Annotated in this window: 15 protein-coding genes; 1 reads left to right on the plus strand and 14 read right to left on the minus strand. The window is 65.4% G+C overall.

Annotation, left to right across the window (positions count from 1 at the left end):
- Window positions 1-139 precede the first annotated feature (139 nt).
- The 9 genes from IVB36_RS24040 to IVB36_RS24080 are packed head-to-tail and all read right to left on the minus strand — an operon-like array spanning window position 140 to window position 8,263.
- Window positions 140-487 (minus strand): RidA family protein, encoded by a 348-nt coding sequence (locus IVB36_RS24040; protein ID WP_007596366.1) that lies wholly within the window; start codon window positions 485-487, stop codon window positions 140-142.
- Between the two features lie 14 nt (window positions 488-501).
- A complete protein-coding gene (locus IVB36_RS24045) occupies window positions 502-1,623 on the minus strand; it encodes an FAD-dependent oxidoreductase (RefSeq protein ID WP_018453758.1) in 1,122 nt (373 codons plus the stop codon).
- On the minus strand, window positions 1,620-3,038 hold the full coding sequence (locus IVB36_RS24050; RefSeq protein WP_018453757.1) for a (2Fe-2S)-binding protein: 1,419 nt from the start codon (window positions 3,036-3,038) through the stop codon (window positions 1,620-1,622). The genes IVB36_RS24045 and IVB36_RS24050 overlap by 4 nt, the downstream gene beginning before the upstream one ends.
- The gene (locus tag IVB36_RS24055) at window positions 3,035-3,331 is read right to left on the minus strand and encodes a (2Fe-2S)-binding protein (RefSeq protein ID WP_018453756.1); all 297 of its coding nucleotides are present in this window, start codon (window positions 3,329-3,331) and stop codon (window positions 3,035-3,037) included. The genes IVB36_RS24050 and IVB36_RS24055 overlap by 4 nt, the downstream gene beginning before the upstream one ends.
- Before the next feature lie 19 nt (window positions 3,332-3,350).
- Entirely contained in the window at window positions 3,351-4,487 is a 1,137-nt protein-coding gene (locus tag IVB36_RS24060) for an FAD-dependent oxidoreductase (protein ID WP_018453755.1), read from the minus strand.
- An 8-nt stretch (window positions 4,488-4,495) separates the two neighbouring features.
- Window positions 4,496-5,302 carry an ABC transporter permease gene (locus tag IVB36_RS24065; RefSeq protein ID WP_018453754.1) on the minus strand — a complete coding sequence of 269 codons (807 nt, stop codon included), beginning with the start codon at window positions 5,300-5,302 and terminating at the stop codon, window positions 4,496-4,498.
- Window positions 5,299-6,174, minus strand: coding sequence for an ABC transporter permease (locus tag IVB36_RS24070; protein WP_018453753.1), 876 nt, complete (start codon window positions 6,172-6,174; stop codon window positions 5,299-5,301). Before IVB36_RS24070 ends, IVB36_RS24065 begins: the two co-directional genes overlap by 4 nt.
- Window positions 6,171-7,205, minus strand: a complete 1,035-nt coding sequence (locus IVB36_RS24075) for an ABC transporter ATP-binding protein (protein WP_026232591.1) — start codon at window positions 7,203-7,205, stop codon at window positions 6,171-6,173. The genes IVB36_RS24070 and IVB36_RS24075 overlap by 4 nt, the downstream gene beginning before the upstream one ends.
- 23 nt (window positions 7,206-7,228) lie before the next feature.
- The gene (locus IVB36_RS24080) at window positions 7,229-8,263 is read right to left on the minus strand and encodes an ABC transporter substrate-binding protein (protein WP_018453751.1); all 1,035 of its coding nucleotides are present in this window, start codon (window positions 8,261-8,263) and stop codon (window positions 7,229-7,231) included.
- Window positions 8,264-8,535: 272 nt separating this feature from the next.
- On the opposite strand from IVB36_RS24080, the gene IVB36_RS24085 reads away from it, so the two are divergent.
- Window positions 8,536-9,450: a LysR substrate-binding domain-containing protein gene (locus IVB36_RS24085; protein ID WP_018453750.1), complete on the plus strand. Its 915-nt coding sequence runs from the start codon at window positions 8,536-8,538 to the stop codon at window positions 9,448-9,450.
- On the opposite strand, the gene IVB36_RS24090 is transcribed toward IVB36_RS24085, so the two are convergent.
- Genes IVB36_RS24090 through IVB36_RS24110 form a run of 5 tightly spaced genes read right to left on the minus strand, consistent with a single transcriptional unit; the run spans window position 9,440 to window position 14,761 of the window.
- On the minus strand, window positions 9,440-10,813 hold the full coding sequence (locus IVB36_RS24090; protein ID WP_247393232.1) for an amidohydrolase family protein: 1,374 nt from the start codon (window positions 10,811-10,813) through the stop codon (window positions 9,440-9,442). The genes IVB36_RS24085 and IVB36_RS24090 overlap by 11 nt on opposite strands.
- Window positions 10,810-12,393: an ABC transporter substrate-binding protein gene (locus IVB36_RS24095; protein WP_018453748.1), complete on the minus strand. Its 1,584-nt coding sequence runs from the start codon at window positions 12,391-12,393 to the stop codon at window positions 10,810-10,812. The genes IVB36_RS24090 and IVB36_RS24095 overlap by 4 nt, the downstream gene beginning before the upstream one ends.
- 22 nt (window positions 12,394-12,415) lie before the next feature.
- The gene (locus IVB36_RS24100; protein ID WP_247294022.1) at window positions 12,416-13,066 is read right to left on the minus strand and encodes an aspartate/glutamate racemase family protein; all 651 of its coding nucleotides are present in this window, start codon (window positions 13,064-13,066) and stop codon (window positions 12,416-12,418) included.
- Between the two features lie 8 nt (window positions 13,067-13,074).
- A complete protein-coding gene (locus IVB36_RS24105; RefSeq protein WP_018453746.1) occupies window positions 13,075-13,959 on the minus strand; it encodes a polysaccharide deacetylase in 885 nt (294 codons plus the stop codon).
- Window positions 13,946-14,761 (minus strand): ABC transporter substrate-binding protein, encoded by an 816-nt coding sequence (locus IVB36_RS24110; RefSeq protein ID WP_026232589.1) that lies wholly within the window; start codon window positions 14,759-14,761, stop codon window positions 13,946-13,948. Before IVB36_RS24110 ends, IVB36_RS24105 begins: the two co-directional genes overlap by 14 nt.
- Window positions 14,762-14,771: the final 10 nt, after the last annotated feature.

A 14,771-nucleotide genomic window follows, 5' to 3' on the forward strand; every position in this document is an offset into this window, starting at 1 on the left:
GCGGTCGGGGTCAAATCCATGGATCTCGAATATCCTGTTTGAGGGCTCTCTAACTAATCCCATCGAAGGGCGAGATCAAGGCGAGGCTCTGAGGAACGACGGCGCGCGGAGCGCCGACGTCCGCCGCAGGCCCGCGCGATCAACCCTTGAGCGCGGTGACCACGACCTCGATCAGCGCGCTGCCGCCGAGATCGGCGACGCCGACGGTGGCGCGGGTCGGCAGATTGTCGCCGAAGAACTCGGTCCAGACCGCGTCCATCTCCTTCTTCTTGGAAAGGTCCGTGACGAAGATCGAGGTGCTCACGACGCGCGACTTGTCGGTGCCCGCTTCCTTCAGATAGCCGGCGATCTTGCCGAGGATGTTGCGGGTCTGCTCGCCCATCGACACAGAGGTGTCGTCGGCGATGGTGCCGCCAATGAAGACGAAGCCGTTGGCTTCGACGGCGCGGTGCATGATGGGCGTGCGGATGCTGCGGGTAATGCTCATGATGTCCTCTTTTGCTAGAGCGTGGAGGGGTGGAAACGGTCGATGCCGAGATCGCCGATGCGGGTCTGGGTGCCGCCGTTGACGATCAGCTCCGCCATGACGGCGCCCGCGCCGGGGCCGAGCTGGAAACCGTGCAGCGAAAAACCGAATTGGTGATAGAGGCCCTTGTGCCGGCTGCTCGGTCCAAACACGGGCAGATCGTCCTTGGTCTTGGCCTCGATGCCGGCCCAGGCCCGCATGATCGTCGCGTCGCGCATGACCGGGAACAGCTCGAACACGGTGCGGGCGCTGGTCGCGAGGCTTTTCCAGTCCAACACCGTCTCGTTGCGATCCTGATGGGGCGTAGCCAAATGGCCGCCGCCGATCAGCACCGTGCCGTTCTTGAATTGCTTGAAGGACAGCTTGCGGCCGCGCAGGATCACGACCGGATCGATGAAATGCGGCACGCGCGAGGTGATCATCAACATCGGCGCCACCGTCTCGACCGGAACGGGCTCACCGAGCGCGGCTGCGATGGTCCCGGCCCAGGCGCCGGCGGCATTGACGAGCACCGGCGCGGCAAAGCTCTCGGCGCCGACATCGACATGCCAGAGACCATCGGTGTGCCGGATATTCGTGGCGGCAATGCCCTCGCGCACGGTCGCACCTAGTTGCTCCGCCTTGCGACGGAACGCCGTCGTCGCCTGCGCGGGATTGGCCGCACCGTCGCGGCGCGAGACCACGCCGCCGGGACAGGTCTCGGCCACCGCCGGCACGAGGCGCCGCAGCTCTGCGGCATCGATCAGCTCTTCGTGGGTGAAGCCGAGCGCGTTGAGCTCGGCCACACGTGCGCGGCAGACCGCGAGTTCCTCTTCGTTCTCGGCGACGAGGACCTGGCCATAGCTCTCAAAGCTGCAATCGTCGTCGAGGAGATCGGTGATCTTCTCCCAGATACCCATCGAGCGGATCGAAAGCGGGATTTCGGGGATGTGCCGCGCAAGCTGGCGCACGCCGCCGGCGTTGACACCGGAAGCGTGCCGGCCGGCATAGTCCTTCTCGATCAGCACCGGCTTGAGGCCGGCGAGACACAGATATAGCGCGGTCGAGCACCCGTGGATGCCGCCGCCGACGACGATCGCATCCACGTTTTTCGTCATCCGCGCACCACCGCCTTGATGTCGTCTGCGCTCTTCGGAACGGCGGCGAGCTCGGCGAGCGTGATCGGCTTGACCGGCGCGCGCAGCCGGTAATAGCCAATCTCCTGCGGGCTCTTGCCCCGCGCCTGCGCCATCAGCTCGGTGACGGTGAGGCCGCAGAGCCGGCCCTGGCACGGCCCCATGCCGGTGCGGCGGTAGGCCTTGAGCTGGTTCGGCCCGGTCGCGCCGATCGCGACGGCGTCGAGAATATCCTTTGCGGTGACCTCCTCACAGCGACAGACGATGGTGTCGCCTGCGGGAATGCGAAACTGCGGCGCCGGCCGGAACAGCGTGTCGAGAAAAACGCGACCACGTTCGGCCTTGGCGAGATCGGCGCGGAGGCTCGCCATCGGCGCAGATTTTTTTGCAGCCGCAGGCGCCAACGCCTCCACTGCCGCGCGTGCCGCGATGCGGCCGCGCACTACGGCTGCGTTCGCCCCGCCGATGCCGGCGCCGTCGCCAGCAATCGCAATGCCGGCGACCGACGAATTGCCGCTGGCATCCAGCACCGGAGACCAGCACAATTGCAAATCATCCCAGCGATGCTCGATTCCGGCCGCCATCGCCAGATTGACGTTGGGCACGACGCCCTGGTGCAGCAGCAAGAGATCCGCAAGGACGGTCTCGCGTTTGCCGCCGGCGACATAGCTGACGTTCGCGAGTTGGCCGTCACCAGAGGCAGCAAGCTCGCTGACACCTGAGACGACCTGCACCTTCGCCTTCACCTCGCGCATCATCGACAAGCCCTTGGCGAAATACGGCGAGGTCAGGAAAGCGAAAGCGTGGGGGAGTGCGGCGAAATAGTTTCCGCGCTCGGTGGTGTCGAGAATGCGATCGATGCGACCGCCGAGACGCAAGATCTGCGCGGCGAGCAGCCAGAGCAGCGGCCCCTGCCCCGCGATCACCGTGCGGCCATCCGGCACCAGGGCCGATGTTTTCAACATGGTCTGCGCGGCGCCCGCGGTCATCACGCCCGGAAGCGTCCACCCGGGAATCGGAAACGGCCGCTCCAGCGCGCCGGTCGCGAGGATCACGCGCCTGGCCTTGACGAAGGCGGACGCGCCGCCGACCGAGACGGCGATATCGAGATTGCGATCGAGGCTCCAGACCGTTGCGCGCTGAATGACCTCCGCGTTGCCTGCGCGTAGCGCCTGCACGAGATCGGTACCGACCCAATAGTCCTCACCGAGCTGGCTGCGGTCGGTCACCGGCGTCGAGGCGATGGCACGAAACACCTGGCCTCCGGGGCCGATATTCTCGTCGAGCAGCAGCGTGGACAGGCCGGCTTCGGCGGCCGTCGCGGCGGCGGCAAGGCCGGCAGGCCCGGCCCCGATCACCACGACGTCATATTCTTCGCGCTTGGGAGCCACAGTCATTTCCCGATCTCCCGCTTGCCCTTCTGAATCTCGATCTGCATGCCGTCGGTGACCGGCACCAGGCAGCCCTGTCGGTTGCCGACGCCATCGATGGTGACGAGGCAATCGAAGCACACGCCCATCATGCAATAGGGCAAACGCAGCGCCCCGCTGACTGCGGTCGAACGGCGTGCATCGCAGCTCGAGGCCAGCAGCGCGGCGGAGACGGTGTCGCCCTGCCGCGCCGCGACGGCAACGCCATCGACGAAGATTTGCACCGCTGGCCGCTTGTCCTGCTCGGATCGTTTGAACATCCTGGCTCCTTCAATGTCCCTAGTAGCCGCTGTTGTTCGCGGCACCGGCGGCGCCAAAACGGCTGGCCGAGAACGCGCCGACCAGCTCGGGCTCGAGCGCGCCTTGCGCAACCATCCGCGCGATCTCGAAGGCGTGGTTGGAGGCGAGTGTCACCCCGGAGTGGCAGCAGGCGACGAAGGCACCGGGATGCGTCTCCGACTGGTCGTAGATCGGAAAGCCGTCCTGCGGCATGACGCGGATGCCGGCCCAGCTCCGGACCACGTTGAGCCGCGCGAGATGCGGAAACATGCGCTGGGCGCGATCCGTCATCACGGCGCTGATCGAGTGCTTCAGCGCGCGATCGTCGAGCTCGTCTTCCTTGCTGTCGCCGATCATCACCGTGCCCTCGTCGGTCTGGCGGATCGTGGTCAGCGGATGCGGCAGAAAGGGCATGGTGCGCTCGGTCACCACGATCTGGCCGCGGGTCGGGCCCATCGGGGCGTGGAGACCGACCATCGGCGCCAGGGTCTGGTTAGCATTGCCGGCGGCGAGCACGATCTTGGCGGCACGGAGCTCGCCCTGCGGCGTCGTCAGGCAGAATTCGCCGCTGCTCCTGCTGATCGCCGAGACCGGGCGCTCCGGAAGATAGTCGATGCCGAATGCCTTGAAGCCGGTGTGGAACGCACGAAACGTGCGCAGCGAATTGACGTGACCGTCGAGTGGACAATAACTGCCGCCGGAGACCTCGGGCCCGATCAGCGGCAGCGCCTTCTTCACCTCGGATGCCGGCAGCATCTCCATCTTGTAATCGGCGGCACCCGTCTGGTTGTGCATGCGCTTGACCAGCTCGGCGCGCTGACCGAACTCGTCCTCGCCAAGCGTCAGATGAAAACCGCCGTTCTGCTGAAGCGAGACATCGAGGCCGGTCTGCTGCTTCAGCTCCGAGGCGAGCCTGCTCCACGCCTGTGACGCCTGCACCGTCCAGACGGTATAGGCTGGCATGCCGAGCCCCTTGCTCTGGACCCAAACCAGCGCAAAGTTCGCGCGTGAGGCGCGCTTGGTGATGTCGCCTTCGTCGAGCACGGCCACCTTCTTGCCGAGTCTTCCCAGGCCCCAGGCGATGGCGGAGCCGAGCAATCCGCCGCCGACGACGGCGACGTCGTAATCTGTTCGCATGGATTCTCCTATCGCCCTGTATCGCCCTTGCCGGCGAGCACGCGGTCGAGCCCGTAGAAGCGATCGAGCAGAATGAGGGCGGTCATGGTGATCGCGATCACGCAGGCCGAGACGGACGTCACCAGCGGATCGATGTTGTCCTGGATGTAGAGGAACATGCGCACCGGCAGTGTTTCGGTGCCGGGTCCCGCGAGGAAGACGGTCATGGTGAGATCGTCGAAGGACTGGATGAAGGCGAGCGCCCAGCCGCTGATGACGCCGGGCAGGATCAACGGCAGCGTCACGCGGCGGAATAGCGTCCAGCCGCCGGCACCGAGCGAGACCGCCGCCATCTCGACCGAAAGGTCCATGCCGGTCGCCGCCGCCAGGGTCAGCCGTAGCGCGAACGGAAACACGATGATGACATGCGCGATGATCAGCGCGGCGAAGCTGCCGCCCATCCCGGCCGAGGTGAAGAAGCGCAGGAACGCGATGCCGAGCACGACATGCGGGATCATCAGCGGCGAGAGAAAGAGGGCCGCGAGCGCATCACGGCCGCGGAAGCGATAGCGCGCGATCGCGAGCGCCGCCGGTACCGCGAATAATAGCGCGACGAACGACGATAGTGCGCCCAGGCCAAGGCTGACCCAGAAAGCATGGACGAATTCGGGATAGTTGGCGATCGCCCTGAACCAGCGCAACGAAAAACCGTTTGTCGGCAACGACAGGAAGCCTTCAGGCGTGAACGCAACGAGGCAGACGACGAGGATCGGCGCCACCATGACGATGACAAAGATGGTGTGGAAGATCAGCGCGAGCGGGCCATTCCGGCTCATCGGAACACCTCCGCGTAACGGCGCTCGATCAGTGCGTTGCTGCCGACGACGATCAAGACCAGCGCGGCCAGCAGCAGCGTGGCGACCGCCGCCCCCAGCGGCCAGTTCAGCGTGTTGAGGAACTCGTCATAGGCCAGCGTCGCCGCGACCTTGAGTCGACGGCCGCCGATGATGGCGGGCGTCGCAAACGCGCTGGCCGAGAGCGAGAACACGATGATCGCCCCAGACAGCACGCCCGGCATGATCTGCGGCATGATGATGCGGTGGATGATGGTCGCAGGGCCGGCGCCGAGCGACATCGCGGCATTCTCGATCTGCGGATCGAGCCGCTGCAGCGCCGCCCACACCGACAGCACCATGAACGGCATCATCACGTGCGCGAGTGCGACCACCATGCCGGTTTCGGTGAACATGAAGGGGATAGGCGCGCGGATCAGCCCGGCCGACATCAGCAGCTTATTGACGAGGCCGTTGTTGCCGCCGAACAGCAGCGCCCAGCCGAGCGTCCGCGCCACCACGGAAATCAGCAACGGCCCCAGGATGACCAGGAGAAAAACGCTCTTCCAGCGTCCGCTCATGCGGTTGAGGATGTAGGCTTCGGGTGCACCGAGCACGGCGGTGAGCAGCGTAGTCAGGATCGCGATGCGAAACGTCCGCCCGAACATCTCGGCGTAATAGGGATCGGTTACGATCTCATGCCAGTTCTTGAGGATGAAGACCGGCTCGATGCCCTTGTACTGGCCCCAATCATGGAAGGACAGCATCACGGTCATTGCCAGCGGAATCAGGAGCACGCCGACGAATAGCATCAAAGCGGGCGCCGTCAGCGCCCAGGGCGTGCGTGCGTTTCGTTCCTCGGCGGAAGCGCTCATGCGACGCCCCTCACGCTCATGTCCTCGGGCCGCCAGGTGAGGTGAACGGCCTCGCCTTCGACCGGCTGCGACCGGCCGTCATTCTGGCGGATCACGGTCGCCGGGCCGCATTCGCTCTCGCACTGGAACAGCCAGTGATTGCCCTGGAAGATGCGTGTGACGATCTTTGCGCTGAGGCCCGCGTCGCCAAAGTCGATCCGCTCGGGGCGAATGCTAATGGTGACGGGACCGCTGCGCCCGACATGCGCAGGCGCGCTCCACGAGCCGACAATCAATCGCCCAGGCGCACTGGTCCGATCGATCGTCGCGGCAAAGTCGTTGGTCTTTCCCAAAAACTGCGAGACGAAGGCCGAGGCCGGCTTCTCATAAGTCTCTTGCGGCGTGCCGATCTGCTCGATCCGGCCCTGGCTCATCACCACGATGCGGTCGGACAACGACATCGCCTCGTTCTGGTCGTGGGTGACGAGGATCGTGGTGGTGCCGATGGTACGCTGGATCTGGCGCAGCTCGATCTGCATCTCCTCGCGCAGCTTGGCGTCGAGATTCGATAGCGGCTCGTCGAGCAACAGCACGCTCGGCTTGATCACCAGCGCGCGCGCCAGCGCCACGCGCTGCTGCTGGCCGCCGGACATGCGACGCGGATGGCGATCCTCGTAGCCGGCAAGCCCGACCATCGCGAGCGCTGCGCGAACGCGCTCGGTCCGTTCGCCGCGCGGCACATTGCGCATCTCGAGCCCGAAGGCGACATTCTCGGCCGCGGTCATGTGCGGAAACAGCGCGTAGCTCTGGAACACGATCCCGAGCCCGCGTTTGGCCGGATGGATCGCGGTCAGATCCTTGCCTTGCAGCCGGATCGCGCCGCGGGTGGGATCGAGGAAGCCCGCGATCATCTGCAGGGTCGTGGTCTTGCCGCAGCCGGAGGGGCCGAGAAAGGAGACGAACTCCCCCTTCCCGACCGCGAGACTGAAGTCGTCGACGACAGTCTGCGCTCCGAATTGCTTGGCGACCCCTTCGAGCTCGAGATAGGCCATCGCACTGTCTCCGGGATGACCGATCAGCGCTCGACCTCGCGATTCCAGCGCTTGGTCCATTCCTCGCGCTTCTCGTTGATGACGGTCCAGTCCGGATTATAGAGCTTTGCCGCGCGCTCGCCGATCGGCGCCATCTTGCCGAGCTCGGGCGGGATCACCAGCGATTTCAGCACCGGGCCGTAGCCGTAATCCTTCAGCATCACGAGCTGGATCTTGGGTTCGAGCAGCATCTTGACGAAGCTAGACGCAAGCGGCGAGGCGTTCGGCTTGGTGATCGGACAGGCGGTCGTCAGCAACGTCGCGGCGCCCTCCTTCGGATAGACGAAATCGACGGGGAAGCCGGTATTGGCAAAGCTCTGCACGCGGCCGGTGCCCCACACCGCGATCACAGCCTGCCCGGACTGGAACAGCTCGGTCATCTTGCCCGGCGACGGCTCATAGGCGAGCACGTTCGGATTGATCTGCTCCTTGAAGATCTTGAAGCCGGAATCGACATTGGACTCGCCGCCGCCATTCATCTTCGACAGCATCACCAGCGCTTCGAGGCCATAGGTGTTGTTGATCGGCGGGATCACGAGCTGCTTGGCGTATTTCGTGTCCTTGAGATCGTTCCAGGAGGTCGGCGGCGCCCAGCCCTTCTCCGCAAACACCTTGGTGTTGTACATCAGGCCGGTCGCGACGATGCCGATCGCGACCGCACGATCGTCCTTGAAGCGCGCGGTGTCGTAGAGATCGGTCGGCAGGCCATCGAGCTTGCCGCAGAAGCCGAGTTGGATCGCCTGGTACATCGGGCCGTCGTCAACGATGGCGACGTCGATCTGCTGGTTGCCCTTCTGCGCCTGGAGCTTGGCCAGCGTGTCGGTGGAGTTGCCGGCGACGTACTCGACCTTGACGCCGTTCTCCTTCTCAAAAGTCGGGATCACCTCGTCGCGGATGGTCTTCTCGAACGAGCCGCCATAGCCGGCGACATAGAGCGTCTTTTGCTGAGCCGTGGCAACCGAGGGGGCGGCGATGAGGGCCGCGATGCTGACCGCTGTCAGAAGGCGAAAAGTCTTCATGTGGTCCGATCTCCATACCGGGATGAGGTGACGTGCCGACGAGTCTCGTTGGCTGAACCTTCCGCATTTCCTTCCGCGCAGATCCCTCTCCGACTAGGGCTCCAGCCCTTGCGCGGCGAATTTTGGCGCGATCCGGAGGTTTAAACCCCTCCAATCTGCCGAAAAAGCGGGCCGTCTCCAGCACTGATGAAAAAGATCGCAAACTCCGGCTTCCATCGTCCAATGAATAATGGCAGCCTCTGCATGCCTAAATATTATGAATGGAAATGGGGATGGCCCGGATCAATTCGCGGCAGGTGGAGGCTTTCCGGGCGACGATGCTGACCGGCAGCGTGACGGAGGCGGCGGCGCTGATGACCGTGACGCAGCCGGCGGTCTCCCGGTTGCTGCGCGACCTCCAGGCGCTGTTGAAGATGGAGCTGTTCGAACGGCGCGGCACCGGCCTCGTGCCGACCGCTGCGGCCATGGCACTCTACACCGAAGTCGAGCGCTCCTTCGTCGGCCTCGAACGCATCACCGCGGCAGCCGAGGAAATCCGCGGCCGCCGCACCGGCTCACTGCGGATCGCGGCACTTCCAGCATTGTCGAATGGCTATTTGCCGCGGCTCACCGGGCACTTCCTGAGGGAGCGGCCGAACCTCAACCTCGCTTTCTTCGGCGTGATCTCGCCGATCGTGGTCGACTGGGTACTGAACAATCAGTGCGACGTCGGCTTTGCCGAGGTGCCCATCGCGCATTCGGGCTTGCCGAGCCAGAAGCTGCCGGCGCCCGCGCGTGTGGCTGTACTGCCCACCGGTCACCGCCTCGCGGAAAAGGAAGTGCTGGAGCCCCGCGACTTCGAGGGCGAGACTTTCATCTCGCTGTCGGCGGGCTCGTCGAGCCGCCACCTCGTCGACCAGGTCTTCCATCGCCACGATGTCCGCCGCGTGCTCAGGGTCGAGACCACGCTGTCGGAGATCATGTGCGGCATGGTGTCGTCAGGACTTGGCGTCGCCATCTGCGATCCCTTCACCGCCCAGGAATTTTCCACCCGCGGCGTCGTCGTGCGCCGCTTCCTGCCGCGCATCGACTTCGAATTCTCGGCGGTCTTTCCGGCACAGCGCAGCCCCTCGCCGGTAGCGCTCGATCTGGTCGAGACCATACGCAAGGCGCTCGCCGAATTCGACGAGCCACCCCTCAGCCGTTGAACGCCGCCTGTGCCTCCGGCAGGTCCCAGATCTTGCCAATCGCAGCGGTGCCGGCAGCCGTGATCGCCGCCTCGTCGGCGCCGAGATAGCGGCCGGCATCGACCAGCATGCGGCCGTCGACCATGACCTGATCGATATTGGCGCGATTGGCGAGCGCGATCAGCGCGCGGCGCGGGTCGAACAGCGGCTGAAGATGCGGATGGGTGAGATCGACGATCGTGAGGTCGGCGGTCGCGCCCGGCTCGATACGGCCGAGATCGGGCCGCTTGATGACATCGGCCGCGATTGCCGTGTTCGCCTCGATCAACTCGGGCGCGTTCGCGACATCGGCACGCGCCGAGGTGATCTTGGAGATCAGCGACGCCGCATTGAGCTCGCCGAGCAGGTCCATGTTGTAGCCGTCGGTGCCGACCACCGTGCGCACGCCGTGCTCCGCGAACTGGCTGAAGGCCGCGGTGACGCCGGCGCGCGCGAACACGCGCGGGCAGTTGAGAACCGTCATACCGCGCGCGGCCATCAGCTTGAGATCGTCATCGGTGCTGAACATGCAGTGTGCCGCCATCAGGTCGGGCGCCAGCAGGCCGAGCCAGTCGAGATATTGCGCCGGCGTGCGGCCGCCATAGCGCTTGCCGATGGTTTCGAACTCGGCGCGGCTCTGCGCCATATGCGTCGTGACGGGCACGCCGAGCTCGCGTGCCCGCGCGGCACAGGCCCTCAACAGATCAGGCCCGCAGGTGTCGGTGGCATGCGGACTCATCGCAAGGCCGATGCGGCCGTCGCCGCGATTATTCCAGCGCTGGTAGAGTGCATCCCAGGTCGCCATGTCGGCTGTGCCGTCATCGCCGGAATAGTGCACCACGCCGTCGGGGCCGGCCTTGGCGTCCGACGTCGAGAACAGATAGGGCGCGCCGTAGAAGCGGATGCCCATCTCCTCGGCGGCATCGAACATCTCCGGGATCGAGTTGCGGAACGGCTCCATCACCGTGGTGGCGCCGCCCTTCAGGAGTTGGAGGATGCCGAGCCGCGCGACCGCCATGCGCTCTTCCGCCGACAAGATATCTGCACCGCGCTTGGTCAGCGGCAAAAGCACCGTGTAAACGATGCTCTGATTGTTGCGGCGGCCGTTGCCGTCCTCGGTGTGGCTGCGCGCCAGCGCTTCGGAGAAGCAGTGATTGTGCAGGTTCAACAGGCCCGGCAGAACGAAGCGGCCGGGACGGTCATGCACCTCGTCCGCCCGCGGCTTGTCGCGCGTGACCGCGGCAATCTTCTTGCCTTCGACCAGAACCCAATGGTCGCGCAACACGTCCTGCGCGCCGTCCTTGCGTGACAGCACATAGCTGCCGAAGATTGCGATCATGCTCATGCGGGGCGTACGTTCCAGAAGACGGCGGTGCCGTCGAGAATGCCGGTGATGGCTTTGCGATAGGCGGTCGGCTGCTTGTACAGGCCAATCGGAATATAGGGGATTTCCTGGAAAGCCACCGCCTGGATCTCACGGCAGATGCGCTGCTGCTCCGCGAGCTCGGAGGCCGCCAGCCACTGGCTGCGGAGCCCGGCCATCTTCTCGCTCGCATACCAGCCGGCGACCTTGCCCTCACCACGGATATTGGTGTTGCCGGCCGGATTGAGCCAGTCGATGCCCTGCCAGTTGCCGACCGCCGCGCTCCAGCCGCCCTGCCCGATCGGGTCCTTCTTGAGTTGGCGTTGCAGCACCACGGCGAAATCGAGCCCGGCATATTCGACGTTCATGCCGGCCTTGCGCAAGGAGTCGACGGCGATCTCGCCAAGCGGCTTCTGCGCCAGTGAGTTGGTGGGCACGAGCACCACGACCTTCTTGCCATTATACCCCGCGGCCTTGAGATCGGCCTTCACTTTGGCGTAGTCACGCGGGCCGCGGAAGACATCGAGGCCGACATCGCTGGCCATCGGCGTATTCGGCGCGAAATAGCCGATCGGTGAGACCTGGAAGTTCGGATCGGTACCGGCCACCGCGGTCATGAAGGCGGATTGATCGATGGCCCCCAGGAGCGCGCGGCGAACGGCAGGATTGTCGAACGGTGGCTGAAGATGATTGAGGCGCAGCATGCAGGCGTAACCGCGGGGATCGAGGATCCGCGTCTCGATGTCGCCGGCCGCCTTGATGATCGGCAGCAGGTCGTGTGGCGTGGTCTCTTGCCAGTCCTGCTCCCCGGTCTGCAGCGCGGCGACGCCGGTGCCGGCATCGGGCGTGGTGGTCCAGACCACCCGATCGTAGTGCACGATCTTCGGGCCCGCTGTCCAATCCGGTTTGCCGTCCGTGCGCGGCTGATAGCGCTCGAACCTGGCATACGCGTTGCGCGCACCCTGCACGCGCTCGTCGGCGAGATAGCGGAACGGGCCGCTGCCGATCACTTCGGTGAGCGGCTTGAACGGATCCTGGCCCGCCAGCCGCTCCGGCATCATGAAGCACGCGTTGATCGCGGCCTTGCCCAGCGCTTGCGGCAACAGCGGGAATGGACGTTTGAGGCGGAAGCGGATGGTGCGGTCGTCAGTGGCCGACAGCTCGTCAGTCGCCTCCATCAGCTCGCCGCCAAAGCCGTCGCGCGCGGCCCAGCGGCGGATGCTCGCGACGCAGTCGCGGGCGAGCACGCGCTCGCCATCGTGCCAGAACAGACCGTCGCGCAAGCTGAGGTCCCATTGCAGCCGGTCGCCGGAGACGACATGGCCCGACAGCATCTGAGGCGAGACCTGGAGCGAAGAGCTCATGCCGTAGAGCGTGTCGTAGACCATGAAGCCGTGGTTTCGCGACACTTGTGCCGTCGAATAGATGGGATCGACGAAGGCGAGGTCGATCACCGGAATGAAGCGTAGCGTGGTCTGGGATTCGGCGCGCAGGATGCCCGGAAATGACAGCGCCGGCACCGCGGCTACGGCCTTGAGGAGCGAACGGCGGGAGACGGGCATTGCAAGAGGCTCCTGAAGGATCTTACGTGTTCAACAAGACCGCGCCGATCGCAGCGGCCACCGCCTGCTGCGCCGGCTCGACCACGGGCACACCGATGGCATCCGCAATCGCCGCGCGGTGCGAGGCCATGCCGGCGCAGCCCATCACCACGACATCGGCACGGCATTGCGAGACCAGCGCGCGGCCGGCTTCAATCAACCGTCCCCGGATGTCCGCGCCTGCCGTCTCCGCCGCGCTCGCGCCGACCGACCAGCTTCCGGCATAGCGGCTGTCGATGCCCATCAGCCGCACCATCCGCTGCTGGCGGCGAATGCTCGACGGCGACAGCGCGATGACGCCAAATCGCTCGCCCAGCATCATTGCGCGAAAGATGCCGCACTCGGCGATGCCCATCACCGGGCGCCCGCCGGCCGCCTCGCGCACCGCATGCAGGCCGGGATCACTGAAGCAGGCGAGCACGAAGGCATCCGCATCGGCGCGCGACACACGGTTGACCAGCGGCATCACCATGCTGTCGGCGTCGCGTTGCGAGCTGATGCCCGGCGGCCCCCCGGCAAGGCCGACGACCTCGATTGCGGGTCCGCCGGCGATGCGTAGCGGCGCGACGGCGTCGTCGATCGCCGCCGTCACCGATGCGGAGGAGTTGGGGTTGATGACGAGGATACGGGTCATGGCGTGGCTCAACTTTTTCCGGCCTCGTGGCGCAGGAAGTTGGCCGCGATCTTCTCACCGGTCGTGATCCAGACATCCGGGCACGACTTTGCGTAGGTCAGGAATTCGCGCAGCAGGCGCAGCCGCATCGGTCGACCGCTGCATTGTGGATGCAGCACGGTCGTCACCATCGCGCCCCAGTCTCTGGTTTCGTCGAGCTCGTCCTTCCAGATCGAGAGCACATGCTCCTTGGGGAAAATCGAGCGCGGACTGAAGCGCGCGGACAGGCCGTGCATCCAGTCGTCATAGCTGGCGGTCACCGGCAGCTCGATCGTGCCCGGCTTGCCGTCGGCGAGACGATGGCGATAGGGCCGCACGTCGTCGCGGAACGAGGAGGTGTAGACGATGCCGTGGCGCACTAACGCCACCCGCAGTTCCTCGGTGAATTCGCCGTAGGGCGCGCGGTAGCCGGTCGGCCTGACGCCGAGCCGGCGCTTGAGCGCCTCGAACCCGCGCTCGAGCTCCTCCTCGATCCAGGGATCGCCGGGATCGGGCAACAGATGGTGATAGCCGTGGTGGCCGATCTCGTGACCGGCCTTGAGAATGGCCTCGGCCATCGCCGGATGCGCGTCGACCGACCATCCCGTGACGAAGAAGGTCGCCTTGAGATCGAGCTGTTCGAGCAGCTCCAGGAGCTTCGGCGTGCCGACGCGCGCCTCATAGCCGCCATAGCTCATGGTGATGAGCCGCTGGGCGTGCACCGCGTCCTTGCTGGTCCAGGCGCTCTCCGCGTCCACGTCGAACGACAGGAACATCGCCGAATTGTACGGCTTCGGCCAGGGGTATTCCGGTGCAGGATCCGCGGTGTTGGCCGGAACGAGCGGAATGCTCTGGAGTGCCTTACTGTCCAGCATTGATGGTCGCCTTTTCGAGTGCGTTGTCGGTCAGTTTCCACTTGGCGAGGAGCGTGCGATAGGTGCCATCCGCGATCAGTGCATCGACCGCCTCGAGCATGGCTTGCTGCAGCGCCTTTTCCTTGACCGGCAGAGCGATGCCGGTGAATTGCTGCGCGATGGGCTCGCCCACGGTCGCATAGGTGCCGGGCTCGAGGTCCATGATGTAGGGCAGCGTCTCGTTGCCCTGGGCGGCGGCATCGATGCGGCCCTGCCTGAGCTGGGTGCGGGCGTCGGCCGAGCCGTCGGTGCCGACGAACTGGATCGGATTGGTGCCGCAATTCTTCTCGCTCCAGGCCGCGATCTGCGCGGGGAACATGGTGCGGCGGCTGGCGCCGACCTTCTTGCCACAGAGCGCGGCTGCGTCCTTGAACTCCGCCTTGCGCGACTGCTGCACGAAGAACTGCGGGCCGCTGCGCAAATAATCGACGAAGGACGCGATCTCGTGCCGGCTGGCATAGTCCGTGAAGCCGGACAGGATGGCGTCCACCCGCCCGGTCGAGATCGACGGCATGAACTCGGCAAAGCTGGTCTCCTGCCACTCGATCTTGACGCCGAGCTTGCGGCCGATGGCCTCGCCGAGATCGATGTCGAAGCCGGACAACGCGTTGGTGGCGGGATCGCGGAACTCCATCGGTGGATAGTTCGGCACCAGCGCGACCTTGATGCTGCCGCGCTTGGCGATCTCCGCCGGCAGCTCGACTGCCATGACCGGAGCGCTCATGGCGCCAACGAGTGCCGCCGTAACCAGAAGTCTCTTCATCGATACGCCC

The sequence above is a fragment of the Bradyrhizobium sp. 35 genome, assembly GCF_023073215.1.
Taxonomy (GTDB): domain Bacteria; phylum Pseudomonadota; class Alphaproteobacteria; order Rhizobiales; family Xanthobacteraceae; genus Bradyrhizobium; species Bradyrhizobium canariense_D.